Consider the following 24,516-nt stretch of genomic DNA (forward strand, 5'->3'; position numbering starts at 1 on the left):
AATCACCGGGAAACGTCCCGGAACCCATCGCGCAGAGAGGTCGGCGGGATCACGTTCACCTCTCCCTGACCAGGCAGAAGGGATGCCCCGCCGGGTCGGTGAGGACCCGGTACCTCGCCTCGTCGGGCTGGTGGTCCGGCTTGCCCGCGCCCAGTTCCAGCAGGCGGGCCTCTGCCTCGTCCAGGTCCTCGACCGTGAAGTCGCAGTGGAACTGCTGAGGTGCGCTCTGGCCCGGCCACTCCGGGGCGCGGTAGTCGGCGACGCGCTGGAAGCCGATGAAGAGACCGTCCCCGGTGGTGAGCCCGGCGAAGTCGGCGTCGGACTTCGGGTGGGGATCGAGGCGGGTGGCCGCCTGGTAGAAGGCCGCCAGGGCCAGTGGGTCGGCGCAGTCCAAGGTGATCGCGCACAGCTTCATCCGCATCCGGTCATCGTTCTCCCCGGTCATCGGCGCCGCAACTGCTTTGGCCGGGCCGGGAGTCAGCCCCGTGCCGGAGCAGGGGAAGGCGGGATGGGCCGATCCCCGCCGCGTTGATGGGAGGGACGCCGACGCGAACCAGCCGCTCGCACACCGGGGGGAACCGTACCGTTGCCGTGGGACGGGCGGTTCAGCCGATGCTGCTGCTGAACGCGGCGATGTCCAGCCGCGAGAGGCCGCGGTCCTCGACCGCGGCCGGGACGACCCGGCGCAGCATCTCGGTATGGGCCTCGGTCCTGCGGCGGGAGAGGGTGACGGGGCGGCGGCGGTCGCGGGGCGGCGGGGTGCGGTCTGTGGTCATGTCCCTATGTATGGCCGCGGACCGGGAGGTGCATGCGTCTCCGGGCGGACGCATCCGCGGGCCTCACTCCGCACGTGCGGTCCGGTCCCGAAGGCCCACCAGGGCCGGGAGGGTGAGGAGGCTGGTGAGGGCGAGGAAGACCCAGGGCCAGGTGGGGCCTGCGGAGAGAAGGATGGTGAAGACCAGCGGGGCGACCGCGCCGCCGAGGGTCCAGGAGAGTTGGAAGGCGGCCTGGTAGCGGCCCTGGAGGTCGACGCGGGAGAGGTCGACGCTGAGCTCGCTCATGGGAGTGGAGCCGATCACCTCGGCCGCGGTGAACAGGAGCATCGCACCCACCGCGCCCAGCGGCAGGAGCCACGCGGGGGCCCACTGGAGCGTGGCGAAGGCCGCGAAGGCGACCGCGTTGAGCATCGCCGCGAGGCGGACCGTGCGGGTGCGGGAGCGTCGCGCGGTGAGGCGGCCGGCCGGGGTCTGGACGGTGGCGACCAGGGCGGTGTTGACGACGATCAGGACGCCGACGAGCCAGGCGCCGGTGCGCAGGGTACGGGTCACGTAGACGGCCAGCAACAGGGACGGCATCAGGGCCGCGAAGACGAAAGAGACGTTGGCCGCGACGAGACGCAGGTAGGTGCGGTCGCGCAGCACGGTCAGGTAGCCGGAACCGGGCGCGCGACGTTCAGCCGATGCCGGGTGCGGAGCCGGGTGCGGAGCCGAGTGCGGATCCGAGTGCGTCGTCGTGCGCGGTACGTCGGGGTGGGCGGACCTGGGGCACCAGGTGGCGAGGAGCCAGGCGGCCAGGACGAAGCTCGCGGCGTCGGCGACCACCACACCGCGCAGGCCCGCCGTGCTGCCGATGCCGAGCGCGAGCGCGCCGCCCGCCGCGCCGGCGCCCGCGCCGATGTTGCGCAGCGCGCGGGTGAACGCGAACCAGGCGGCCCGGTCTCCCTCGCGTGCGGCGAGGACGACCAGGGAGCGGCTGGAGGTCCAGTAGGCGCTGCCGCCGCACTGGACCACCAGGACGGCCGCGATGATCGCCCAGGTGGCGTGGGCACCGAGGTAGAGGGCGAACCCCGCGGCGGAGACCAGGTTGCCCGCCACCACCACGCGGCGGGCACCGAGACGGTCGACGAGCGCGCCCACCACCGCGGGTGCCGGGATGGCGAGGAGTTGGCCGAGCGTCAGGGCGGTCCCGATCTGGACGAGGGACAGCGAGGTGGTGCGGGCGAAGAAGACGACCGGGAAGGACATCATCAGGCCGTTGCCGAGGCTGTCGATCGCGTTGGCGGCGACAAAGCGGCCGTTGCCGCGCAGGTCGGGCAGGCCGAACCGGCTCGCGAAGCGGGGCCCGCCGGACGGTGCGGGGGGCCGGGTGACGGTGGGTGGTGCAGTCATGGAGTGGTCCTCACGAGGCCTCGCGGGCGCGCGTTCAGGGTGCGGGGTGCAGGTGGCAGGTGTCGCTGAAGGAGCGCAGGGAGGCGTCGCCGTTCGGGTCGTAGCGGATGACGGTCAGCGAGGCGGGCGACAGCTCCAGGTGGAACAGTGCGCTCGGGGGCGCGTCGAGGGCGTCGCGGACCAGGGCCTTGATCGGACCGACGTGACTGACGACGAGAACGGTGCGGCCGTGGTGACGTTCCACCAGTCGGTCGCGGGCTTCGAGCACGCGCCGCGTCATCGCCGCGAAGCTCTCGCCGTTGGGCGGCGCCACCGTCTCGTCGCGCTTCCAGGCGGCGAGGAGCGACGGCCATCCAGCGGCGACCTCGGCGTGCGTCCGGCCCTCCCAGGCACCGAAGTCCAGTTCGCGCAGGCCCGGTTCGACCGTGAGGGGCAGGCCGAGGCGGTCCGCGCAGGCCTGCGCGGTGGCGGTGGCCCGGCGCAGTGGGGAGGCGAGGACGGCGTCCACGCCGACTCCGCACGCGTCCGTGCCGAGCCGCCTGGCCGCCGCGGCGGCCTCGATCAGGCCGGTGGGGCTCAGGTCCGGGTCGGCGCCGGACCCGGAGAAGCGCCGGTCGGGGGTGAGGGCGGTCTGGCCGTGGCGCAGCAGGAGCACGGTGGTGCTCGGGCCGGTGCCGCCCGACCAGCCGCGTGCGCTGCTCACCGGCCGCCGCCCGGGTGGGCAAGGATGACGTCCTCGAACGCGGCGCCGGAGACGTCGGGGTACTCGTGCACGCGGCGCGGACCGAGTTCGCGCACGCCCATGGCGTCAGCGAGGCGGGCGACGGCGAGGCGGAGCTGTTCCTGCAATGCGCCGGGGTCCGCCGCCGCACCGAGGGCTGCGCCGGCACGGTGCCAGCTGGCCTCGGGGAAGGGCAGGGCCCGGCCCTCCCGGACGCTCTGCCAGCAGGACTCCACCAGGGGGAGGTCCGTCAGCAGCGCAGCGGGCTCGGCGAAGTGGCGCACGAAGCCGTCGGCGATGAGGAACCGCACCGCCGCGTACGGGTGGGCCGGATCCGGGGCGGGCTGCCGGAACGGACGGCCGAGCGCGAGGTCGGCCACGGCCCGATAGGGGTCCCAGCCGCGGGCCCGACGGACCAGGTCCATGATGTGGCCGCCGCCGGGCCGGGCCGCGAACTCGATGTTGACCAGTCGGCCGGCCCGCAGACGGTATTCGACGTGCAGGAACGCGTTCTGGACGCCGTGGGCGTCGACGAGCTGCTGGACGGCGTGGTGCGCCGAGGCGTCGAGTTCGTCGACGGGCGCGACGGCGTGGCCCCGTTCCAGGAAGAACTCGGGCCCGGCCAGTTCCTTACGGGTGACCGCGAGGGCCACGACGCGACCACCCTGCACGGCGGTCTCGACGCTGATCTCCGGTCCCTCGACGAACTCCTCGGCGACGCAGCGCCCGGAGCGGCTGTAGGCGACGGCGCGCTCCCAGGCCCGGCCGGCGTCCTCGGCACGGCGCAGGATCCGCACCGAGGCGCTGCCGCCGCTGTCCGCCGGCTTGACCACCACAGGGCCGCCGCCTGTCGCCCGCCAGAACGCCACCAGGTCGTCGGCGCTGGCGAGTTCCGCGTACCGGGGCACGGGCAGACCGGCGGCCTCCAGCGAGACCCGCTGCCGGTGCTTGTCCCTGGCGAGGGCGGCGGCCGCGACCCCGGCGTGGGGCAGACCCGCACGCTCGGCGATCAGCGGGGTGACGGAGGCGCACTCCTCCGACAGTGTGACGACGCCGTCGTGCGCGGCAGCGAGGGAGACCAGCCGGTCCGTCAGGGCCGGATCGTGTCCCGGGTGTGCGGGGTCCGCGCGGCGGACGTCCAGCGGGAGGGAGCGGTCGGCGAGGAACTCGTACCGGGGTTTCGAGAACCCGTCGACCAGGGTGACGCTCAGGCCGTCGCGGAGCCAGGCGGCGAAGGCCGACTGGTGGCCGTCACCGGCTCCGAGGACGAGCAGGCGGGCAGCAGCTGCCATGGGGACTCCAGCGTTCGAGTGGTGCTTCGGGAGGACGGGTCGACGGGGACGGGGCAGCGGGTCTAGGCGTGAGCGGCCGCCAGGCCCGCATGGCGCAGGGCGCCCGCCAGGGACCTGAGTTGGCGGTGGTCGCCGTCGTCCAGCGGGAGGTGGACCAGGAGCCGGTCCAGGCCCGCGTCCGCGTACCGGTCCAGCAGGGCGGGCAGGCGGTCGGCGCCGACGCGCAGCAGGGTGAGGCGTCCGTGCGCGTGCTCGGTGGGCTCCGCGCCGCGGTCGGCGGTGTCGACGGCGAGAGTGAGCTGCATGGTGGACGGCAGCGACCGCGCGTCGGGGCACATGCGGTGCAACTCGGTCCGGACGCGATCGGGCGTGACGTAGTTGGTCATCCAGCCGTCCGCGAGCGGGGTGAGCGCGGCGAGCGCGACCGGGTCGTTGGAGGCCAGCAGCAGCGGTGGCGCCGACGCCTGTGGCCCCGCGTCGAAGCGGACGGTGTCGGGCAGGGCCGCACCGCCCCGTCGCAGCAGGTCGTCCAGGACGCGCACCGACTCGATGAAGTGCTGTCGGCGCGCGTCCGCGTCCAGGCCGTAGACCTCGTTCACGCGCGCCCGCACCCCGGCGCCGACGCCCAGGACCAGCCGGTTGCCCGACAGGGTCTGCAGGCTGGACACGGCCTGGGCGAGCGTGAGCGGCTGACGATAGCTCAGACACAGCACCGCGGTGCCGATCTCCTCGAACGGCACACCCTGGCCGAGCACGTTGGCCAGCAGGGCGACCGGGTCGAAACCGGCGCCGCGGTCGGTGCCGTCGTTGTGCAGCAGCGGGATGTCGCGCACCCAGATCCCCGGCACTCCGAGGTCGGCCAGCTGCAGGATCCGTCCCACCGGGTCGGTCCACGGGTCGTCGTAGAGCGGGAGGACCACTCCGGTTCTCATGCGCACGGTGCGCCCCTCCTCGTGTCGGTGTCGGTGTGGGTGTGGGTGTCGGTGTGGGTGTCGTGGCCGTCGTCGCGGCCGGTGTCGGTGCCCCGGAGCAGGGCGTTCAGGCGCAGGTCCCGGCCGAGGGTGCGGGTGGAGAGCAGGTCGAGCCGGATGCCGTCCGCGAGGGTGGCGACGCCGGCGTCGGCCAGGGCCGCGGGTCCGGCCCCGAGCAGCAGCGGGGCGAGGTAACCGACGACCTCGTCGACCGCGCCTGCCCGCAGGAACGCACCGGCGACGGTCGGGCCGCCCTCCAGCAGGAGGGAGTGGACGCCGCGTGCGGAGAGCTCCGCGAGCGCCGCGGTGACGTCGGGGCGACCGTCGGCGCCCGCCGGCACGGTGACCTGGTGGACGCGATCGGGCAGGTGTCCACCTGCGGCCTGGTCGCAGCTGAGGAGCACGGTGGGGGCGGAGTCGTCCCAGATCCGCGCGCGGGCGGGCAGGGACGCGGGGTCCCCGGCCAGGACGACGCGGACCGGGGCCCGGCCGGTGACACCGTGGCGCAGCCCCAGGTGCGGGTCGTCGGCGCGGACGGTGCCCGCGCCGACCAGGACGGCGTCGTGGCGGGCGCGCAGCTCGTGGGCGTCGCGGCGGGACTCCTCGCCGGTGATCCAACGTGAGCTGCGATCGGCCGCGGCCACACGGCCGTCCAGCGTGGCGCCGAACTTCCAGGTGATGTAGGGGCGCCGACGCTCCACGGCATGGAGCCAGAACCGGTTGGCGCGGCGCGCGCTCTCCGCCAGCACCCCGCCGGTCACGCTGATCCCGGCTGCCCGCAGGCTCTCCGCGCCACCGGAGGCGTTCGCGGTGGGGTCGGCGACGGCGTACACCACGCGGCGGATGCCGGCAGCCCGCAGGGCCTGTGCGCAGGGGCCGGTGCGGCCGTGGTGGTTGCAGGGCTCGAGGGTCACCACGGCAGTGCCAGCGAAGGCGGCCCGTCCGGCCCGGCGCAGGGCCACGACCTCGGCGTGCGGGCCGCCCGCGAACTCGTGGCGGCCCTCGCCGACGACGGCTCCCGAACGGTCCAGGATCACACAGCCGACGGTCGGGTTGGGCGTGGTGACGCCGAGGTTCGCTGCCGCCAGCTCGACGGCCCTGTGCATGGCGCGCACCTCGGCCGCGGAGGCCGGCAAGCCGGCGGTGGCGGGCGAAGCAGCGGTGGCGGGCGAGGCCGGCGAAGCGCCGGTGCACGGCGGTGGTGTCCCCTGCGCACCACCGGGGCTGCCCGTCGCGCCGGAAGCGCCCGCACCGCCGAGCCCGCCGGTCCCACCGGCTTTGGCGGTGCCGCTCACACCGCCACCTGCACGCGCAGCATCTTTGCGCAGCGGGCCAGTTCGGCGGCCTGCTGGGCGCAGCGGGCCGTGATCTCGTCGGTCGGGGCGGGTCCGCCGTCGCCCGCCCCGATCAGGTCGTCGGGGCAGGCGGCGATCTGGGTGGGGACCACCCAGCCGCCCATCGCCTTGGCCACGGTGCGCAGTTGCTCCGCGACGACGTTGCCGCTGCGCGGTCCGCTGCCGTGGGCCAGGACGCCGACGGCCTTGTCCGTCAGGGCGTCGCCCGGCAGCAGGTCCAGCGCGGACTTGAGCCGGCCGGAGTAGCCGGCGTGATAGACGGGCGTGGCCAGCAGGACCGCGTCGGCGTCGGCGACGGCCCGGCGCCAATCGGGCACGTCGGCGGTGGTGAAGCCGGCCAGGTCGACGACGTCGACATCGGCGCCCTGGTCGCGGAGCGCGGCGGCGGCGACCGCCGCCATGGCGGCGGTCGCGGACGGGTGGTTCGGGGATCCGTTGACGAGCAGGGCTCGCATGGTGTGTCGGGCCTTCCGTGCGTGGGAGTGAGAGGACGAGGTGAAACGGATGGGGCGGCTCAGCCGGCGTCGCGGGTCAGCTCGATCGCGTGCTGCGTCACCCGTGCCTTGGTCTCCAGGTAGTGGCGGTTGTAGGGGGTGAGGTGGACGCCGGTGGAGAGCCGCTCGGTCACCTCCACCCCGCAGGCGCGCAACTGACGGACCTTCTCGGGGTTGTTGGTCAGCAGCCGGACGCGGCTGACGCCGAGCGCGGCGAGCATGTCGGCCGCGACCTGGTAGTCGCGCGAGTCGGCGGCGAGGTCCAGGCGCTCGTTGGCCTCGTACGTGTCCAGCCCCTCGTCCTGCAGCACATAGGTGTCGATCTTGTTGTAGAGGCCGATGCCGCGACCCTCCTGGCGCAGGTAGAGCAGGTAGCCCCCGGCCTTCTCGATCTCCTGAAGGGCCTCGTTCAGCTGCGGGCCGCAGTCGCAGCGCGCGGAGCCGAGCACGTCGCCGGTCAGGCACTCCGAGTGCACGCGCACCAGCGGCTCGGGGTTGTTCCGGTGGTCGCCCAGACCGATCGCGACGTGCTCCTCCTGGTCGCTGAGGCCGGTGAAGCTGAAGACGTCCGCGCCGAGCCAGTCGCCGAACGGGGTCTTGAGCGGGACGTGAACCTGGGCGCGAACGGCGCAGCCGCCGGTGGCGGTGGCGGGGCGCTGGTCGATCGTGGTCATGGCAGTCTCCTCGGACTCGGTACGAGTGGGTGTGAGTCGGTGGTGCGGTGTGAGGTGTCAGAAGGTCAGCTCGGGGGCGTGGCTCCCGAGCTCGGAGCGCCAGCTGTCGGCCAGTCGCTGGTTGGCCGAGCGGACCTGGGCGGGTTCCGCTTGGTGGGTGGGACTGTTGGGAACGGCCCACAGGGGTGTCAGGCGGGCGCCGCGCAGGGCCTTGGCCTGCGCCGAGGAGGCGCCCAGGTGGACGCGGCGCACCCGGCCGTCCCGGTAGGCGTCGCGAATGGGCTGGTAGAAGGCGAGGGAGAAGTACTCCTGGGCGCCGAGCAGCCGCGGGTAGTCGAAGCCGGCCGCGCGGATCCAGGTGGTCCCGGCGAAGTCGTAGGCGAGGCTGAAGCCGACCATCCGGTCGTCGTCCACGTAGCAGGCGCGAACCGTGCCGGTGTCCCCCAGACCGGCGGCCTGCTCTCGCAGCAGCCGCCGCAGCGGTTCCGGATCGGGCGCGTGGCCGTACTTGTCCTGCAGTCGCGCCAGCAGCTCTCCGGCCTGCGACCAGCAGGCCGACAGCGGCAGCTGCCGCAGCTCGTAGCCGGCCTCGGCAAAGCGCCGTTCCTCCGTGCGCACGACGCTGCGCCGCTTGCGCGGCAGCGCGGCCAGGTAGGCCTCGAAGTCGTCGCCCGGCAGGTCGATGGCGGCGTCCAGCTTCTGCAGGTGCGCCGTGGCGACGCCGGTGGCGCCGCGAAGCTCCTCGACCACCTCGTCCTGGACGTACAGCCACCACGCCTGGTCCGCGCCGAACCCGTCGGCGACGCCGGAGACGCAGTCGCCGAGCAGCCGAAGGCAGGTGGTGCGTTCCCCCTGCGTCAGTGACGGGTCGAGCAGCGGCGCGTTGCGGTAGCCGCGCCGCGCGCCCGCGATGACAAGCCGCGCCGCCTCCGTGACGCCCGCGAGCCGCTCGTGCGGGCGGTAGCCCGCGTTCAGCTCGTTGTGCACCCGGTAGACCGGGGTCGCTGCGAGCAGACGGCCGGTCGGGCCGGTGAGCAGCACGTAGCGGGCGGTCACGGCGGGAGAGTTCTCCTCGTGGCGCAGCCAGCGGTGGCTGAGGTAGAGGCCCGCGTCGACGGCGATGCGGTCCCATTCGGTCGCGTCGACGTCGTCCAGGCTCTCGACGACGGTGGCGGTGACGGGGATGGCCGGCGCGGTCGCGGCGTCCGCAGCGACCGCCTGACCGCCGGAACCGGCCGCAGTGGGCGCGGTCATCGCGGCACGGCCGGGCCGCCGAAGCGGGCGACCAGGTCGTGGGCGGTGCGGGCGGCGTCGAGCTGGGCGGCCAGGTCGAGGCCGCCGACCTCGGCGAGCGAGACCGTCAGACCCGCGAGCGCGTCGACGCTCTCGGCACGCACGAAGCCGCGTGGCCGCAGACCCTCCACGACCGGATGGACCCAGCCGCCCGCTTGCGCGACCGCCGCGACCGCGGCCTCCGCCCCGTCTCCATCTCCGTCGGGCAGCAGGAACTCCGCGGCCCACTGCGGCGCGCCGGCCCCGGACGGACGCCGCCCGAGCAGGGCGACATCGACCGAGGAGTAGCCGCGGCTGGTCCAGTGCAGGAGCGTCGCCCAGGAGGTGCGCGGGTTGCACTCGAGCAGCACCACCCTGTCGTCGTCGGCGCAGACCAGGTCGAAGTCGGCGATGCCCTGGTAGTCGGCCGCGTCCAGGACCGCACGCGCGGCCTCGACCAGGCGCGCCGGAGGCTCGTAGGCGGGCGTGACGCGGGGCCGGTACAGGGGGTGGCGTTCGTCGTCCGTGCGACCCTTCACGCTCCATCCGGTGGTCCGGCACGTCCCCTCGGCATGCCGCACCATCTCCAGGGAGCACTCGACCCCGGCGACGAAACTCTCGACCACGACGTGCGTTGCGTGGTCCCGACCCAGTGCACGAGCCGCAGCCAGCGCCTCGGCACCGGAGCGGGCCCGGCCCTGCTGGTGGCCCGCCCAGGCGAGCGCGCCCTTGACGACCACGCCGGCCCGGGCGCCGTCGCCGACCCTGAGCACGTCGTCCGCGCCCTGCTCGTGCCCGTCGCGTTCGGACCAGACAGCACCGTCTGCGACGGTGACGCCGGCCTGTTGGGCGAGCTGTCGGGTGGCGGCCTTGTCCAGGAGCCGGCGGACCGGTTTGGCGTCGTAGCGGTCGGCGGCCTCGGCGAGCTCGGCCGCCGCGAGGGTCGCCGAGTCGGGGTCCGAGGTGATCACCAGGCCCGCACGGCCCCCGCGCCCGGCGGGCCTGGTGCCCTCTGCGTCCGGGCCGGTCCCGGCGAGCCCGGCACCCACGAGCGCCTGCGGGTCGCCCGGCGCGTGCCAGGCGAGGCGCGGGCCGATGGCGGTGGCCTCCCGGACCAGTTCCGGATCCGGTGGGGCGATCACGAGGACCTCGGCGCCGACCTCGGCCGCGCTGCGCAGTGCGGAGCGCCACAGCGGTCGGCCCAGGCGGCGGGGGTTGCCCGCGCGGATCAGCATCCCGGCCGCGCCGGCACCGGCGCGGGCGGCGTCTGCGGCGGCGCTCACGACGTCGGGGCCGCGGCGGACGGCGGGGTCGCGGCGTTCCAGCCCATGTCGGCCTGCTGGACCTGGTGGGCCGGGGTGGAGTTCGCCTGGACGGCGGCGCCGCCGAGGACGAGGGCCAGAGCGCCGAGGACGAGGCCGGCCACGCGGGCGCAGAAAGTGTTCTTCATGTGCGGTCTTGCTCCTTGCCGTGCATTCGGCCGTGCAGTCGGCCGTGTCGTTCTCCACCGACAGTTCGTCGGCGACTGATCTCATCCTGGGGGCGCTCAACAGGCTGTTTAAGCCGTTACGACCTGCGCAGCTGTACATTGCCTAGATGTGAAGCCAGAACAGACCTGTACAAATCGGGACAGTTGCTCGCACATCAGCGGCAGCTGCCCCGAGGCGCTGGCCTGCTACGAGCGCGCCCTGGCCGGTGAGGGCGTCCCGACCCGGGAGGTTCCCGGCTGTCTGATGCGGCTCGGGCTGATCGTCCCGAGGGACGATGCGCCCGGGTTCTCGCAGGCGGTGCCACCCGCCGTCGGCGGCTGGAGCGCCCTGCGACCGCTGGAGGAGCAGCTCTCCGCGATCGAGCGGCAACACGCGCGGACCAAGGCCGCACTCTCCCTCTTCGAGGGCGTCTACAGCGCCTTCCACGCCCGCAACCCGGTCCACATCGGCGTGCTGTCCGGCAAAGCTGTGATCGACAAGGCGCTCGACGCGGCCGCGCAGGCCTGTCGGACCGAGCTGCTGACCGCGCAGCCCGGCGGCGGGCGCCCGTCGGAGGTGCTGGAGGAGGCGGTCGCCCGGGAGCAGGCCTTCGCCGAGCGCGGCGTGCGCCGCCGCACGCTGTACCAGCACACCGTCCGCTCGCACCGACCCACGCTGGCCTACGTGGAACGGATCACCGCATCCGGCGCCGAGGTGCGGACCTTGCCGGAGATCTTCGAGCGGCTCATCGTCATCGACCGGGAACTCGCGTTCATCCCGATGAGCGAGGATCGGATCAGTGCCGCGCTGGAGATCCGCCATCCGGCACTGGTGCGGTACCTGGTGCTGATGTTCGACCACGCCTGGGACCGCGCCGCTCCGCTGGAGGGCTCCGACGGCACGGCCACACCGCAGGAGGCCGTGGAGATCGTCAGCGACATCCAGCGCTCGATCCTCGGCCGGGTCGTGGCCGGCGAGACCGACGAGGCGATCGCGCGCCGCCTGGGGATGAGCCGCCGCAGCGTCGTCGAGCACGTCCGCAAGGTCTCCGTGCAGCTCGGCAGCAACAGCCGCGCCCAGCTCGGCTACCTGCTGGCCACCTCCGGTCTGCTGGAGGACCCGGCATAGCAGCGGTCGTCGCCCGTGCTCGTGTCAGGGGTCCGGATGTTCGACCGGCCCGGCGGTGCAATGGTCCGACTCGACCCGCTCAGCGTGACGCAGGCCGGAGACGTGACGAACGTTCTGGCGCGCGTCCGGCGCTGAGCCTCATCCGAGCGGGCCCTGCCGGTACTCCGTCATCGCATCGAGGAGCCAGTCCGCGAGGTACTGGGCGAAGGAGGCGCGGACCAGCAGGCGGTAGGTGGGCTCGGCCGGTTCGGCGGCGAGCTGGTCGATGACCACCTGCACCTTGGAGACCGTCGTCTGCACGCAGCGGCCCGCGCCGAAGGCACGCGGGTGCAGGTCCACCGAGCAGCCCTGCTCCAGGACCGCGCGGGCCGAGGGGCCGGACAGCTCCAGGGTGGTCCGGTTGGCGGAGACGTCCACGACCGAGCCGGTGTCGTCCCCCAGGGCCTGGCGCAGCGTCCGCTCGATCGTCGGGGCGGCGCCGTCCGGGCCGACGACCAGCCATTCGTCCGGCCCGAGCCAGAGCACCCGCAGCGCGCCCGTCTCCGCCACCGCGCCGGAGCGGGTCGGCAGGGGCGTGCCCAGCAGCCTGCCCGCGCGGGCGGCTGCCGGGTCGGCGGGGTCGAGGCGGAGGTTCAGTTGGGCGAGGTAGGGGATCTCGCGCAGCAGGACGCCGCGCGGGCCGGGGACGGACCCGGCGGCGAGCCGGTCGGCGAGCGCGCCGAGCGGGCTGCGCCGCAGGTGGGCGAGCGGGGCGAGATGGTCAACCGTCACGGCGGGTTCCCTTCGGGTCGAAGAGGACGGGTTCGGTGACGGTCGCCGCGACGGTGCGGCCGTCCGGGAGCGGGGCGAGGACCGTGTCGCCGATCCGGTCCCGCCCGCCGCGCACCAGCGCCAGGGCGAAAGTGCGGCCGAGCGCGGCGCTGCGGTAGCTGGAGGTGACGTGGCCGAGCGACTCGGCAGGCACGGCCGTGACGTCGGTCCCGGGGGCGACCAGTTGCGCGCCCTCGGGCAGCAGCTCGGCGCGGTCGACGGGCAGCAGGCCGACGAGGTGCTTGCGGTCGACGCGGGAGGTGTCGGCGCGGGCGAAGGAGCGTCTGCCGACGAAGTCCTTGTGCCGGGCGACGATCCAGGACATGCCGAGGTCCTGAGGGGTGACGGTGCCATCGGTGTCCTGGCCGACGATGGGGTAGCCCTTCTCGGCGCGCAGCACGTGCATGGTCTCGGTGCCGTAGGGGGTGATCCCGGCGTGCGCGCCGTAGGCGAGCACGGCCTCCCAGAGTGCGAGCCCGTACCAACCGGCCACGTTGACCTCGTAGGAGAGTTCGCCGGAGAAGGAGATCCGGCAGATCCGGGCCGGGAGGCCGTTCGCGAGCTCGGTGTGGCGGACGGTCATGAACGGGAAGGCCTCGTTCGAGACGTCCAGTCCGGGCGCCAGTGCGGCCAGGACCTCGCGCGAGCGGGGGCCGACCACGGCCACGGTGGTCCACTGCTCGGTCACGGAGGTGCAGCTGACGCGCAGTTCGGGCCATTCGGTCTGCAGCCACTCCTCCATCCAGTCCAGGACGGCGGCGGCGTTCCCGGTGGTCGTGGTGAGGTAGTAGTGGTCGGGGGCGAGGCGCACGGTGACGCCGTCGTCGAAGACCATGCCGTCGGCCCGGCACATGACGCCGTAGCGGGCGGAGCCGACGGGCAGCTTGGCGAAGCCGTTGGTGTAGAGGCGGTCGAGGAACACCCCGGCGTCGGGGCCGATCACGTCGATCTTGCCGAGGGTGGAGGCGTCCATCATCGCGACGCCCTCGCGGGCCGCGCGGCACTCGCGCAGCACGGCCGCGTCCATGTCCTCGCCGGGGCGCGGGTAGTAGCGCGGGCGGTGCCACTGGCCGACGTTCTCGAACACCGCGCCGCGCCGGACGTGCCAGGGGTGGACGGGTGTGGTGCGCACCGGGTCGAAGAGCGGACCGCGTTCGCGCCCGGCGAGCAGCGCGAAGGAGACCGGCACGTACGGGCCGCGGTAGGTGGTGGTGCCGACCTCGCCCGGCGAGCGGGCACCGAGCAACTGCGCGATGACGCCGATCGCGGCAACCCCGCAGGACTTGCCCTGGTCGTGGGCGGTCCCGATGGTGGTGTAGCGCTTGATGTGCTCGACCGAGCGCATGCCGGCGCGCACGGCCCGGTGCACGTCGGCGACGGTCGCGTCGCGCTGGGTGTCGACGAAGTGGTCGCGCCAGGTGGACGGGTCGCCGCTCTCGCCGGGGACGAGCCAGACGGGGCGCGGTGCCGCGGGCGGTTCGTCGCCCGTGCAGGACGGCGTCGCGGGCACCTCGACGGGGAATCCGGCAGCGGTCGCCGCCTCGGCCCCGGCAGTGAGCCCCTCGGTGAGGCAGCCGGCGAGGTCGTGGCGGCCGCGGGCCGATCCGGCGGTCCGGACGTCCTGGGCCGCGCGGTCCGGGACGAAGGCGGCGAGGGCCTCGTCGTAGCGGACGGTGCCGCGGGCCATGCTCCACAGGTGCACCGCCGGGCTCCAGCCGCCGGAGACGGCGAGCAGGTCGCACGCCAGCTCCTGGACGGCGCCGGTCAGTTGTCCGTCGTCGGTGAGGGCGGAGACGCGGACGCCGGTCAGACGCTCCTCCCCTTCGGTCCCCACGACGGCGGACCCGGCCAGCACCTCGATCCCGGCGGCGCGCGCGGCCTCCACGAGTGCGGCGGGCGGCTCGGGGCGGGTGTCCACGAGCGCGGGCACCACGGCGCCGGCGGCGGCCAGCTCCAGCGCAGTGGCGTAGGCGCTGTCGCCGGTGGTGAACACCACGGCGCGGCGGCCGGGCAGGACAGCGTAGCGGCCCAGGTAGGTGCGGACGGCAGCGGCCGCCATCACGCCGGGACGGTCGTTGCCCGCGAAGACCAGGGGGCGCTCGTGGGCGCCGGTGGCCAGCACCACCTGGCGGGCGCGGAGGTGCCACAGGCGTCCGCCGCCGCCCGGCCGGTCGGGGCGGCGCTCGGCGACGAGCACGTAGTTGCGGTCGTGGTAGCCGATGGCGGTGGCCCGCGTCAGCACCCGCGTCTCCGGCTGCGTCTCCAGCTCGGCGCGGACCTCGGCCACCCAGGCCGGGCCGGGCCGCCCGTCGATCTCCTCGCGCCCGCCGAGCAGGGCGCCGCCCAGCTCCGGCTGGTCGTCGACGAGGACGACCCGTGCGCCCGAGCGTCCGGCGGCCAGAGCCGCGGCGAGCCCGGCCGGGCCGGCCCCGACGACCAGGACGTCGGTGTGCAGGTACGTCTTGTCGAACAGAGCTTCGTCGGGTTCCTCCTCCAGCCGTCCGCGGCCCTGCAGTCCGGTGGCGACGAGCCCGTCGCACAGCTCGACGGTGGTGGCGAGCTGCATCGGCTCGTTCTGGGGGCGTTCGAGCTGCACCAGCGCGTGCGGGTCGTCGACGCCGGCGGTGACGACGCCGCGTGGCCGCTCCCGGTACAGGCTCGGGCCGACGGTGAGGACACCGTTGGCGATCAGCGCCGAGGCGAGCGTGTCGCCGGACAGTCCGGGGTACTCGACGCCGTCGAAGGTGAAGCGCAGCGGCGCGGAGCGGTCCACCCGGCCGCCGGTGGGCAGGCGGCTGCTCATGCGGTCACCCCATTTCGATCCTCGGGCTGCTGCCCCGCGGCGTAGACGGCCGTGATGTCGTGGGTGACGGTGTGGCGGACGACGTTGAACCAGCGGCGGCAGCCGGCACCGTGCACCCAGCGTTCCGCGAACTCGCCCTTGGGGTTGGCGCGGACGAAGAGATACTCGCCCCACTCGGCGTCGGTGAGCGCCTCGGGATCGGGCGGGTAGGCGACGTGCGCCTGCCCGCCGTAGTGGAACTCGGTCTCGTCGCGCTCCCCGCACCAGGGGCAGGCGATGAGCAGCATGCGTCCTCCTGTGTCGGTGTCGGCGTCAGTGCGCCACGGCGGCGGCGCCGTGCTCGTCGATGAGGGCGCCGGTGGTGAACCGCTCCAGCGCGAACGGCGCGGCCAGCGGGTGGGGTCGGCCGTGGGCGATGGTGTCGGCGTAGACCCAGCCGGAGGCCGGTGTGGCCTTGAAGCCGCCGGTCCCCCAGCCGCAGTTGACGAAGAGGTTCGCCACCGGTGTCGGCCCGATGATCGGGGAGGCGTCCGGGGTCACGTCGACGATGCCGCCCCAGGTGCGCAGCACGTGGGCGCGGGCGAAGATCGGGAAGAGTTCCAGTGCGGCGGCCATCTGGTGCTCGATCTGGTGGAAGGAGCCGCGTTGCCCGTAGCCGTTGTAGGAGTCGATGCCCGCGCCCATGACCAGCTCGCCCTTGTGCGCCTGGCTGACGTAGACGTGCACGTGGTTGGACATCACCACGGTCGGGTGCACGGGCTCCAGCAGCTCGGAGACGAGCGCCTGCAGCGGGTGGCTCTGGATCGGCAGGCGCAGGCCGAGCAGGTCGGTGAGGGTGCTGGTGTGTCCGGCGGCCGCGAGGGCGACCCGGCCGGCGGCGATCCGGCCGCGTGTGGTCTCCACACCGACGACGCGGCCGTCGCGGTCCTGGACGAAGCCGGTGACCTCGCAGTTCTGGATGAGGTCGACGCCGTACGCGTCGGCCTTGCGGGCCAGGGCCCAGGCGACGTGGTCGTGCTTGGCGATCCCGGCGCGGGGCTGGAGTGTCGCGCCGAGTACGGGGTAGCGGACGTTCGGCGAGGTGTTGACGATGGGACAGAAGGCGCGGACCTCGTCCGGGTCGAGCCACTCGGCGTCGACGCCGCCGAGGCGGTTGGCGCCGACCCGGCGCGTGCCCTCGCGCACGTCCTGGAGGGTGTGGGCGAGGTTGAGCACGCCGCGCTGACTGAAGAGGAAGTCGTACTCCAGCTCCTCCGGCAGGCCCTCCCAGAGCTTGAGGGCGTGCTCGTAGATCGCCGCGCTCTCCTCGCACAGGTAGTTGGAGCGGATGATCGTGGTGTTCCGGGCCATGTTGCCGCCGGCCAGCCAACCGCGTTCCAGGACGGCGACATTGGTGATGCCGTGGTTGCGGGCCAGGTAGTAGGCGGTGGCCAGGCCGTGGCCGCCGGCGCCGACCACGACGACGTCGTAGGACGGCTTGGGATCGGGTGTGCGCCACAGCCAGTCGGGGTGCTCCGGCAGCTGGTCGGGCATCGGCGGGTTCCTCCCTGACGTACCTGACGTAGGACATGCGGAGGCGGCTCGGATCTGTTTCAGATTACGCACGCTGTTGCGTAACCCACAACAGTGCGGGGCAGATTGTTCCGTGACGGGCTCTCTTGACGCTCCCTCGGAGCGGCCGGAGACTGTTGCGCCATACGGATCGCGTTTCATTTGGTGAAACTCTTCTCTTTCCTCTGTCACGGTTGCCGAGAGATACGGCAGGAACCCCCATGGCCATGCAGAACTACGACTTCGTCATCGTCGGTGGAGGATCGGCGGGTTGTGCGCTCGCCGCGCGCCTCAGCGCGGATCCGGGCAACCGGGTGCTGGTCCTGGAGGCGGGCCGCCCGGACTACCCCTGGGACGTCTTCATCCACATGCCGGCCGCGCTCACCTTCCCCATCGGGAGCCGTTTCTACGACTGGAAGTACGAGTCCGAGCCGGAGCCGTTCATGAACGGCCGCCGCATCTACCACGCCCGCGGCAAGGTCCTGGGCGGATCCAGCAGCATCAACGGCATGATCTTCCAGCGCGGCAACCCGCTCGACTACGAGCGGTGGGGCGCCGACGCGGGCTTGAAGAGCTGGGACTACGCCCACTGCCTGCCCTACTTCAAGAAGATGGAGAACTGCCTCGGCGACCTCGAACCCGACAGCGGCTGGCGCGGGCACGACGGCCCGCTCCAGATGGAACGCGGGCCCGCGACCAACCCGCTCTTCGGCGCGTTCTTCCAGGCCGTGCAGCAGGCCGGCTACCCGCTGACCGACGACGTCAACGGCTACCGGCAGGAGGGCTTCGCGCCGTTCGACCGCAACCTGCGGCGCGGACGGCGCCTGAGCGCGGCGCGCGCCTACCTGCACCCCGTCAAGAGCCGCCCGAACCTGGAGGTCCGGACCCGGGCGCTCGTGACCCGCGTCCTGTTCGAGGGCAAGCGCGCAGTCGGCGTCGAGTACACCCCGCGCGGCGGCGCGCCGCGGCAGGTGCGGGCCGGGCGGGTCGTCCTGTGCGGCGGCTCGATCAACTCCCCTCAGCTGCTGCAGCTCTCCGGCGTCGGCAACGCGGACGAGCTGGCCGCGCTCGGGGTCGAACCCGTGCACCACCTGCCCGGCGTCGGCGAGAACCTCCAGGACCACCTGGAGGTCTACGTCCAACACGCGTGCAAGCAGCCGGTCTCCGTGCAGCCGCAGCTGCAGATGTGGCGGCGGCCGTTCATCGGCGCCCAGTGGCTCTTCCTGCGCAGCGGGCCAGGGGCGACGAACCACTTCGAGGGCGGCGGCTTCGTCCGCAGCAACGACGAGGTCGACTACCCCAACCTGATGTTCCACTTCCTCCCGATCGCCGTCCGCTACGACGGATCCGCGCCGGCGGGCGGGCACGGGTACCAGGTGCACATCGGTCCGATGTACTCCGACGCCCGCGGGTCGGTGAAGATCAAGTCCCTGGACCCGCGCGTCCATCCGGCGCTGCGCTTCAACTACCTCTCCACGGAACAGGACCGCCGCGAGTGGGTGGAGGCGATCCGGGTCACCCGCTCGATCCTGGGCCAGGGCGCTCTTGCCCCGTTCAGCGACGGCGAGATCTCCCCCGGCCCGTCGGTGGAGAGCGACGAGCAGATCCTCGACTGGGTCGCGCGCGACGGCGAGACCGCCCTGCACCCGTCCTGCACCTGCAAGATGGGCACGGACGACATGTCCGTCGTCGACCCGGCCACCATGCAGGTCCACGGCCTGGAGGGGCTGCACGTCGTCGACGCCTCGGCCATGCCGTACGTGACCAACGGCAACATCTACGCGCCGGTGATGATGCTGGCGGAGAAGTCCGCCGACCTCCTGCTCGGCAACACCCCGCTGGAGCCGGAGCACACGGAGTTCTACCGGCACCGGTCGGCTGCCGTCGACTGACCGCACGCCAGGAAACTTTCACCACGACGCCGTTGGCGTGATCGGTTACGCTCCGCGCCATGACCGAACCGACTCGCTGCACCAGTTGCGACGCCCAGGAGCTCGAACCGGGCTTCCTCGACGACCCCCGCGGCTCCGGCGCAACCCGCTGGATCGCGGGGGTCCTCCAGCGCGGCCCTCTCGGCGGCGCCAGGAGGATGGGGCGCCGGCGCAGGGAGATCCACGCGTTCCGCTGCACGAGCTGCGGGCACCTGGAGCTGTTCGCCCTGCAGGAGTGGGCGTAGTCCGGCTGCGAGCGCGCGCAGCGTCGCGTCCCTCCGGCAACCGGATTCAACCGGGTCCAACCGAGCGCCTTTGAAGGCGAGTTGGCGTTGCTCAAGACTGGCGTGTGCAGGGCTTCACGAGCCGCTGTCGGCCTCCCCGCACGGGAGTGGAGGCCGGTCGTCGAAAAGGAGACAGCACCCATGCTCAAGCTCTCCAAGGCCCGCCGCTCCATGGCCGTCACCGTCGCCGCCCTCGCCCTGGCCGGCGCAGCCACCGTCACCACGGCCGGCACGGCGCAGGCCAGCTCGAACTCGTGCGGCTCCTGGATCAACATCGGCAGCCCCGGCAACCTGACCGTTCGGGGCACCTACGCCGGCCAGGTCGAGCAGCAGTTCCTCCCCTACTGCGGGGGCGGTGGCGCCATCCGGGCTCACTTCCAGTGGTCGTACGGGTTCCGGACCAACCCTGCCAACGCGGGTTCGACCGTTGACGCCCTCATCATCGACAGCAACTCGAACTGGCTGTTCAGCTACGACTCCGGCGACATCGGGGTCGGCTCGCCCGACGTCTACAGCACGCCGGTCGACGTGCACTACTCGCCCCGCGACGAGTACCAGGCGGCCGTGTTCTCCGGTGACAACTGCCCGACCTCCGAGGAGACCGCGCTCGGATCCCTGCACTGGTACTACAACGGCGGTGACTACGGACAGTCCCAGGAAGGTTGGTGCTACTGACCTCAGTTGCAGATCGAGTAGTGAGCGGTGGGCTTGGTGCCCGATTCCTGCGGGAAGTACCAGTCGACGGCCCGGTAGGCGAGGATTCCGTCGCACAGGCCGAGGTCGGAGGCGACGAGCCGCGCTGGGCTCGGGTGGCCGTTGGCCACGTTCGTTCCCGGGTACCAGCCGGTGCCGGTGCCGACGGCCTGCGGACCGCCCCAGGAGGTCCAGTGCATGCCCTGGATCGCACCGGTCGGATCGCCACCGTTGAACACGGACACGGGTGCCACCTGACCGAATCCCTGTTGATACGTCGACCAGAGCCGGCCGAGGACCGGGGTGGTCCAGGACGCGGGCGCCCAGGCGAAGGCCGTCGTGTCCGTGGGCAGTCGTAGTTGCCGGGCGGACCCGGCGGAAGCCGACGCCGTGGGCGCCGGCGCGGCCACGGGGATCAGCGCCGACCAACCGGTGGCGGTCTCGGCCTCGGCGGATGCGGTGGTGTGCGTATCGGTCCAGGTGCCGCCGTCGAGTCGGTAGATCTCCGGAGCGGGCGCCCCGGGGCTCGCGCTCGGCGAGGGCGACGCGACGGGCGGACAGGTGAAGGCCTGCGGGAAGGCGCCGGCGTAGACGGTCCCGTGGCCGTCCGTCCAGACGCTGACGACGCGCGTCGGGTGGGCCGTCGTCCCGGGAAGCTGGACCGAGGCCACCTGCTGACCCGTGCCCAGGTTCACGACGGTGACCGAATCGGAGGACTCGCAGACGTCCCCGCCCAGGACGTTGCCGCCGTAGGCGAGCATGGATCCGTCCGGGCTGAGGGAGGTCGGTTCGCCCTGGGCGCGGTCGCCGCCGGGCGCCGCCGGGAGTTGGCCGCTGGTGACGGAGGCGACCAGGCCGCGGGCGTCGGCCCGCAGCAGACGCATCACCGGTGCACCGCCCGTGGAGTCGGCCCAGAAGAGCAGCAGTTCGTTGCCCGCCGAGGTCGGCCGCAGGACCTCCAGGCTCAGCTGGTCGGGGTTGAGCGTGCTCACCGCCGGAGGGAGACCCTGGAGTGTCAGGACACCGGGCGCGGCGCCGCTCTGAGGGAAGGTCGTCAGGCTCGTGGCGTTCTGCGTCGAGTAGAGCTGATCGCCGAGGAATCCGATCCCGGTGCACGCGGCGCAGTCCCAGCTGTGCGAGACGCCGTCGGCGAGCGAGGTCAGGTGCACCTGGAGGGTGCCGCCGCCGGAGGTGGTCGGCAGTGTGGTCCAGCCGAGCCAGTGGTGGTCCATCGACCAGGACAACTCGGTGACCTGCGTGCCCGTCGGCACCTTGGTCACCAGGTGCTCACCGGCCGCGCCCTGCCTGGTCAGGATCCCGGTCGGCGTGGCGTAGGCGACGAGCGGCATGGACGCCGCCACGGCCTGTCCGTCCCCGGCGCCGTGCCCGCCCTGACCGGGTCGGACCGCCAGCAGGATCGCGACGACGGTCACGACGGCCGTGACGCCCGCCAGGCTGCGCACGAGGCGCCGTCGGAACCGGGGCCGCGATGCGGCACCCGGCCCGCGCTGCTCCTCGACGGGGCGACCGGGCGGCCTGGACACGGGCGAACCCGCTGTTCCTCCCGACGCGTTGTTGCTCCCCGCCGATCCGGCGGCCGCTGCGAGCCGGAGCCCGTCCCCGATCCGCTCGCGGAATGCGGCGCCGAAGACGAGCGGGACCAGAACCGGCGTCGCCCTCCAGTACAGGCGTGCCATCTCCCTGCGGCAGAGCCCGCAGTCGCCCCGCCCGTGCCGGCACATCAGGCAGGTGCCGCACTCGGTCACCGGAACCTTGTGCAGGCACCGCAACTGCTCGCGGCAGCGCGTACAGTCGCGCAGGTGCTGAGCGACCTCGTCGCACAGCAGGCGGGTGAACCGGACGCGCCCGTCGTGCCGGTGCCGGTCCAGCAGGCCGGTCAGCGCGGCGCAGCGGCCGCGATCGCCGTACGAGACGAGGAGCAGCATGCGGAAGCGCGCACCCAGCGTCACATCCAGCTTCCTGGCCGCCCGCTCCATCTGGCTGTCCGGACGTCCCAGCACCGCCGCCGTCTCGGCGATCGTCATCCCGCGCTGCACGCGCAACTCGAAGAGTTGCGCGTCCTCAGGCTCCAAGGTCCCCTGGACCTGGGGGAAGAGCTGGTGGAAGTCGGTCAGGCGCACGGCGTGGTGGCCCGGGGGCAGTGGTAGAGGCAGCCGCTGGTCGGCCAGTTCACCCACGGTGTCCTCGGTCAGGCCCAGCAGTTCGGCCTTGCCTGTCTCCGTCCAGTAGCGAGCCGTCCGATGGCGGACGAAGCCCCCGATCCAGGCGCGGAACCGGTCGGACTGCGGCAGGTTTCCGGCCTCCAGGGCGTTCCAGAGGTCGATGACCAGGTCCTGGACCACGTCCTCGGCTCTGTCCTGGTTGCGCAGGCGGCGCGCCAGCGTGCGGTGGAGCCACGGCCGGTGATGTTCGAGCAGGGCCGCAAGCGCCCGCGTGCGTGACTCCTTGCCGGCGCGGGGTTCGTGCCACGCCGTCAGCAGCACGATCTCCGCCATCCAGGCGTCGAGGTTCTGCCGTGGCCAACGCACCTCCTCCAGCAGGCGGTTCGCCTCCTGGCAGGCGCTGTCCCAGGTCACCCGATGCTCGCCGGGCTCGAAGACACGCTCCAGCACCGAGCTCGAGGTCGGCCAGGCCCGCCGGACGATCTCCTGGGAGATCTCCGTCCTCGCCTGCACGGGCGGGCGCGGCTGCTGGCGCAGGCAGGTGAGCAGTTCCTCCTCGGTCAGCGAGGCGAGCACGGCATCGGCCACGGGTCCCGTCCCCCTTCGGCCCGCAGGCCCCGTCGGGCGGGACTCCGGACACGTCCTTCAGAAAAATCTTGAATTTGCTCCGCGGAAGACCGCGGAAACCCGGCCCGACCCTCCGAACGGCCCCGAGCCCGAGGAGGCATCATGACCCGTTCCTCGCAGCGCGCCCGCACCGTGGCGCGACACGTCCTTCCTGCGGTCACCGGCATCACCGCCGGCACCCCGGCGGCGATCGTCGGCGCCGCGACCCCCGGCCACGCGCTGGCGGCGGCTGTGGTGGCCGGGCTGACCACGACGGTCACCACGCTGATCACGGCGGCGGGCCGGGACCTGGTCGGTCTGGTCGCGCGTCGGATCACCCCGCCGTCGCTGCGGCACCAGCGCTGGCTGCTCCGGCACGGTCACGTCGACGGCAAGCTGACCCCCACCCAGTTGGTCGAGATGTCGGTGCGCCTGCACGCGGACGAGGCATGGAGTTCGCCCGGGGACGGCGCTTCCCACACGTCCGGCACGTCCGGTGCGTCCGGCACCGAGGCGTAGTCCACGATAGGGCGCAGCGGTCATATCCCGCCGTGGAAGGACGAAACAGGCGCATCGGGTGTCCCCGGTGCGCCTGTTTCCGTGGGAGGGAGGAACCGTAGGGTGGCGCAGTGATCGAACAGATAGCCGCAGGAAATCAGCAGCTCCTCACCGTCCGCCCGGCGCTCGGCGTTTCCGTCGTCCTCCTGCTCGCCGCGGCCGTGGCCGTGGCGGGATGGGGCAGGCTCGGTCAGGGACGGGCGGTGCTGCGGGCCGGACTGCGGGCGGTCGTGCAGTTGGCCGCCGTCGCGTTCGTCATCGCCTGGGTGGTGCGGTCGCTGCTGTGGTCCTCGGTCTTCGTCGCGCTGATGTTCGCCGTGGCCGTCCGCACCGCCGGCCGGCGGGCGCAGCGGGGGCCGGGGTGGGACTGGGCCTGGGCCGCCCTGCCGATCGGGGTCGGTGTCTTCCCGGTGCTGGGCCTGCTGCTGGCGTCCGGGCTGCTGCCCGCCAAGGGCATCTCGGTGATCCCGGTCGCCGGCATCCTGATCGGCGGGGCGCTGACTGCCACCTCCCTCGCCGGATCGCGGGCCGACAGCGAGCTGCAGCAGCGCTACGGGGAGGTGGAGGCAGCCCTCGCACTGGGCTTCCTGCCGCGCGAGGCCCGCCTCATGGTGGTGCGCCGGGCGACGGCGACCGCCCTGGTCCCGGCGCTCGACCAGACACGGACCGTCGGCCTGGTCACCCTGCCCGGCGCGTTCGTGGGCGTCCTCCTCGGCGGCGCCTCGGCGCTGTCCGCAGGCGCGGTGCAGCTGTTCGTGCTCATCGCGCTGCTCCTGGTGGAGTCGGTGGCCGTGGTCCTCGTGCTCGAACTGGTCGGCCGTGGGCGACTCGTGCGGCGCGCGGAGGACGGTCTCCACGCGCCGATGTAAGGGGTCGTGCAGCACAGCGTGCCGGACGGTCGAGGAGCCGCGAACCCGAGCTCCGTCCGTCAGCTCGTGGGCGAGGCGCCGCCACCGACGTGGGTGTAGAGCGGGTGCTTCGCGGCCAGCGCGCTGACGCGGGTGGACAGCTCGGCGGCCCTGGCCTCGTCGAAGGTCGGCTTGAGGGCCTCGGCGATGACGTCGGCGACCTCGCGGAAGTCCTCGGCCGTGAAGCCGCGGGTGGCCAGCGCCGGGGCGCCGATGCGCAGGCCGGAGGTGACCATCGGCGGGCGGGGGTCGAACGGGACGGCGTTGCGGTTGACCGTGATGCCGATCGCGTGGAGGCGGTCCTCGGCCTGCTGGCCGTCGAGCTCGGAGTTGCGCAGGTCGACCAGGACCAGGTGGACGTCGGTGCCGCCGGACAGGACGGAGACGCCGGCGTCGGTCAGGTCGGCCTGGGTCAGGCGCTCGGCGAGGATCTTGGCGCCCTCCAGCGTGCGGCGCTGGCGGTCCTTGAACTCGTCGGTGGCGGCGACCTTGAAGGAGACGGCCTTGGCGGCGATGACGTGCTCGAGCGGGCCGCCCTGCTGGCCGGGGAAGACCGCGGAGTTGATCTTCTTGGCGAGCTCGGCCTTGCACAGGATGACGCCGCCGCGCGGGCCGCCCAGGGTCTTGTGCGTGGTGGTGGTGACC

General features: G+C 73.2%; 21 protein-coding genes and 2 pseudogenes. 6 read left to right on the top strand and 17 right to left on the bottom strand.

The features are described 5' to 3' along the window. Positions 1-55: 55 nt before the first annotated feature. From BMY61_RS39740 to BMY61_RS45650, 12 genes are all read right to left on the bottom strand, one after another. Positions 56-445 carry a VOC family protein gene (locus tag BMY61_RS39740; RefSeq protein WP_236656615.1) on the bottom strand — a complete coding sequence of 130 codons (390 nt, stop codon included), beginning with the start codon at positions 443-445 and terminating at the stop codon, positions 56-58. A gap of 160 nt (positions 446-605) precedes the next feature. Then, on the bottom strand, positions 606-776 hold the full coding sequence (locus BMY61_RS46795; protein WP_161791348.1) for a hypothetical protein: 171 nt from the start codon (positions 774-776) through the stop codon (positions 606-608). Positions 777-839: 63 nt separating this feature from the next. Beyond that, entirely contained in the window at positions 840-2,168 is a 1,329-nt protein-coding gene (locus tag BMY61_RS39745; RefSeq protein ID WP_082015574.1) for an MFS transporter, read from the bottom strand. Positions 2,169-2,202: 34 nt separating this feature from the next. Beyond that, a complete protein-coding gene (locus BMY61_RS39750; RefSeq protein ID WP_042458041.1) occupies positions 2,203-2,871 on the bottom strand; it encodes a histidine phosphatase family protein in 669 nt (222 codons plus the stop codon). Beyond that, positions 2,868-4,181 (bottom strand): ATP-grasp domain-containing protein, encoded by a 1,314-nt coding sequence (locus BMY61_RS39755; protein ID WP_042458044.1) that lies wholly within the window; start codon positions 4,179-4,181, stop codon positions 2,868-2,870. The genes BMY61_RS39750 and BMY61_RS39755 overlap by 4 nt, the downstream gene beginning before the upstream one ends. A 62-nt stretch (positions 4,182-4,243) precedes the next feature. Beyond that, a complete protein-coding gene (locus tag BMY61_RS39760; RefSeq protein WP_236656619.1) occupies positions 4,244-5,113 on the bottom strand; it encodes an LLM class flavin-dependent oxidoreductase in 870 nt (289 codons plus the stop codon). Continuing rightward, entirely contained in the window at positions 5,110-6,258 is a 1,149-nt protein-coding gene (gene ribD / locus BMY61_RS39765) for a bifunctional diaminohydroxyphosphoribosylaminopyrimidine deaminase/5-amino-6-(5-phosphoribosylamino)uracil reductase RibD (protein ID WP_063773392.1), read from the bottom strand. The genes BMY61_RS39760 and ribD overlap by 4 nt, the downstream gene beginning before the upstream one ends. A gap of 185 nt (positions 6,259-6,443) precedes the next feature. Next, complete coding sequence (locus BMY61_RS39770; protein WP_075004240.1) at positions 6,444-6,962, bottom strand: NADPH-dependent FMN reductase; 519 nt, start codon at positions 6,960-6,962, stop codon at positions 6,444-6,446. A 59-nt stretch (positions 6,963-7,021) separates the two neighbouring features. Beyond that, positions 7,022-7,675 carry a GTP cyclohydrolase II gene (gene ribA / locus BMY61_RS39775; RefSeq protein WP_143094752.1) on the bottom strand — a complete coding sequence of 218 codons (654 nt, stop codon included), beginning with the start codon at positions 7,673-7,675 and terminating at the stop codon, positions 7,022-7,024. Positions 7,676-7,732: 57 nt separating this feature from the next. Next, positions 7,733-8,929, bottom strand: coding sequence for a GNAT family protein (locus BMY61_RS39780; RefSeq protein WP_063773393.1), 1,197 nt, complete (start codon positions 8,927-8,929; stop codon positions 7,733-7,735). Further along, on the bottom strand, positions 8,926-10,230 hold the full coding sequence (locus BMY61_RS39785; RefSeq protein WP_042458050.1) for an ATP-grasp domain-containing protein: 1,305 nt from the start codon (positions 10,228-10,230) through the stop codon (positions 8,926-8,928). Before BMY61_RS39785 ends, BMY61_RS39780 begins: the two co-directional genes overlap by 4 nt. Then, positions 10,227-10,397: a DUF2613 family protein gene (locus tag BMY61_RS45650; RefSeq protein ID WP_143094753.1), complete on the bottom strand. Its 171-nt coding sequence runs from the start codon at positions 10,395-10,397 to the stop codon at positions 10,227-10,229. The genes BMY61_RS39785 and BMY61_RS45650 overlap by 4 nt, the downstream gene beginning before the upstream one ends. Before the next feature lie 148 nt (positions 10,398-10,545). Between BMY61_RS45650 and BMY61_RS39790 the strand changes: the two genes are divergently transcribed. Further along, entirely contained in the window at positions 10,546-11,544 is a 999-nt protein-coding gene (locus tag BMY61_RS39790) for a LuxR C-terminal-related transcriptional regulator (RefSeq protein ID WP_236656616.1), read from the top strand. Between the two features lie 138 nt (positions 11,545-11,682). On the opposite strand, the gene BMY61_RS39795 is transcribed toward BMY61_RS39790, so the two are convergent. The 3 genes and pseudogenes from BMY61_RS39795 to BMY61_RS39810 form a co-directional block, all read right to left on the bottom strand. Beyond that, complete coding sequence (locus BMY61_RS39795) at positions 11,683-12,315, bottom strand: sarcosine oxidase subunit gamma (RefSeq protein ID WP_042458053.1); 633 nt, start codon at positions 12,313-12,315, stop codon at positions 11,683-11,685. Then, a pseudogene (locus tag BMY61_RS39800) lies at positions 12,305-15,444 on the bottom strand (sarcosine oxidase subunit delta family protein). Before BMY61_RS39800 ends, BMY61_RS39795 begins: the two are co-directional and overlap by 11 nt. 25 nt (positions 15,445-15,469) lie before the next feature. Then, positions 15,470-16,690, bottom strand: a complete 1,221-nt coding sequence (locus BMY61_RS39810; protein WP_042458061.1) for a sarcosine oxidase subunit beta family protein — start codon at positions 16,688-16,690, stop codon at positions 15,470-15,472. Between the two features lie 239 nt (positions 16,691-16,929). Between BMY61_RS39810 and betA the strand changes: the two genes are divergently transcribed. The 3 genes from betA (at position 16,930) to BMY61_RS39825 (ending at position 19,598) form a co-directional block, all read left to right on the top strand. Next, entirely contained in the window at positions 16,930-18,600 is a 1,671-nt protein-coding gene (betA, locus tag BMY61_RS39815) for a choline dehydrogenase (RefSeq protein ID WP_042458068.1), read from the top strand. 59 nt (positions 18,601-18,659) lie between these two features. After that, positions 18,660-18,884 (top strand): hypothetical protein, encoded by a 225-nt coding sequence (locus BMY61_RS39820; protein ID WP_042458071.1) that lies wholly within the window; start codon positions 18,660-18,662, stop codon positions 18,882-18,884. Between the two features lie 180 nt (positions 18,885-19,064). Further along, positions 19,065-19,598: a hypothetical protein gene (locus tag BMY61_RS39825; protein WP_042458074.1), complete on the top strand. Its 534-nt coding sequence runs from the start codon at positions 19,065-19,067 to the stop codon at positions 19,596-19,598. A 2-nt stretch (positions 19,599-19,600) separates the two neighbouring features. Here the strand turns inward: BMY61_RS39825 and BMY61_RS39830 are convergent, their stop codons facing one another. Next, positions 19,601-22,387: an RNA polymerase sigma factor gene (locus BMY61_RS39830; RefSeq protein ID WP_052439418.1), complete on the bottom strand. Its 2,787-nt coding sequence runs from the start codon at positions 22,385-22,387 to the stop codon at positions 19,601-19,603. A gap of 141 nt (positions 22,388-22,528) precedes the next feature. Between BMY61_RS39830 and BMY61_RS39835 the strand changes: the two genes are divergently transcribed. Both BMY61_RS39835 and BMY61_RS39840 read left to right on the top strand, forming a co-directional pair. Continuing rightward, the gene (locus BMY61_RS39835) at positions 22,529-22,924 is read left to right on the top strand and encodes a hypothetical protein (RefSeq protein ID WP_042458080.1); all 396 of its coding nucleotides are present in this window, start codon (positions 22,529-22,531) and stop codon (positions 22,922-22,924) included. A gap of 110 nt (positions 22,925-23,034) precedes the next feature. Beyond that, positions 23,035-23,832 carry an ABC transporter permease gene (locus BMY61_RS39840; protein WP_236656617.1) on the top strand — a complete coding sequence of 266 codons (798 nt, stop codon included), beginning with the start codon at positions 23,035-23,037 and terminating at the stop codon, positions 23,830-23,832. A 59-nt stretch (positions 23,833-23,891) separates the two neighbouring features. Here the strand turns inward: BMY61_RS39840 and BMY61_RS39845 are convergent. Beyond that, positions 23,892-24,516, bottom strand: a pseudogene (locus tag BMY61_RS39845) (serine hydroxymethyltransferase); the annotation flags it as partial.

Origin of the sequence: Streptacidiphilus jiangxiensis (assembly GCF_900109465.1) — a bacterium.
Lineage (GTDB): Bacteria > Actinomycetota > Actinomycetes > Streptomycetales > Streptomycetaceae > Streptacidiphilus > Streptacidiphilus jiangxiensis.

Coding starts and splice junctions, on each gene's coding strand:
- BMY61_RS39740 (WP_236656615.1), bottom strand. CDS start 445: ATGACCGGGGAGAACGATGACCGGATGCGGATGAAGCTGTGCGCGATC.
- BMY61_RS46795 (WP_161791348.1), bottom strand. CDS start 776: ATGACCACAGACCGCACCCCGCCGCCCCGCGACCGCCGCCGCCCCGTC.
- BMY61_RS39745 (WP_082015574.1), bottom strand. CDS start 2,168: ATGACTGCACCACCCACCGTCACCCGGCCCCCCGCACCGTCCGGCGGG.
- BMY61_RS39755 (WP_042458044.1), bottom strand. CDS start 4,181: ATGGCAGCTGCTGCCCGCCTGCTCGTCCTCGGAGCCGGTGACGGCCAC.
- BMY61_RS39760 (WP_236656619.1), bottom strand. CDS start 5,113: ATGAGAACCGGAGTGGTCCTCCCGCTCTACGACGACCCGTGGACCGAC.
- ribD (WP_063773392.1), bottom strand. CDS start 6,258: ATGCACAGGGCCGTCGAGCTGGCGGCAGCGAACCTCGGCGTCACCACG.
- BMY61_RS39770 (WP_075004240.1), bottom strand. CDS start 6,962: ATGCGAGCCCTGCTCGTCAACGGATCCCCGAACCACCCGTCCGCGACC.
- ribA (WP_143094752.1), bottom strand. CDS start 7,675: ATGACCACGATCGACCAGCGCCCCGCCACCGCCACCGGCGGCTGCGCC.
- BMY61_RS39780 (WP_063773393.1), bottom strand. CDS start 8,929: ATGACCGCGCCCACTGCGGCCGGTTCCGGCGGTCAGGCGGTCGCTGCG.
- BMY61_RS45650 (WP_143094753.1), bottom strand. CDS start 10,397: ATGAAGAACACTTTCTGCGCCCGCGTGGCCGGCCTCGTCCTCGGCGCT.
- BMY61_RS39810 (WP_042458061.1), bottom strand. CDS start 16,690: ATGCCCGACCAGCTGCCGGAGCACCCCGACTGGCTGTGGCGCACACCC.
- betA (WP_042458068.1), top strand. CDS start 16,930: ATGGCCATGCAGAACTACGACTTCGTCATCGTCGGTGGAGGATCGGCG.
- BMY61_RS39820 (WP_042458071.1), top strand. CDS start 18,660: ATGACCGAACCGACTCGCTGCACCAGTTGCGACGCCCAGGAGCTCGAA.
- BMY61_RS39825 (WP_042458074.1), top strand. CDS start 19,065: ATGCTCAAGCTCTCCAAGGCCCGCCGCTCCATGGCCGTCACCGTCGCC.
- BMY61_RS39835 (WP_042458080.1), top strand. CDS start 22,529: ATGACCCGTTCCTCGCAGCGCGCCCGCACCGTGGCGCGACACGTCCTT.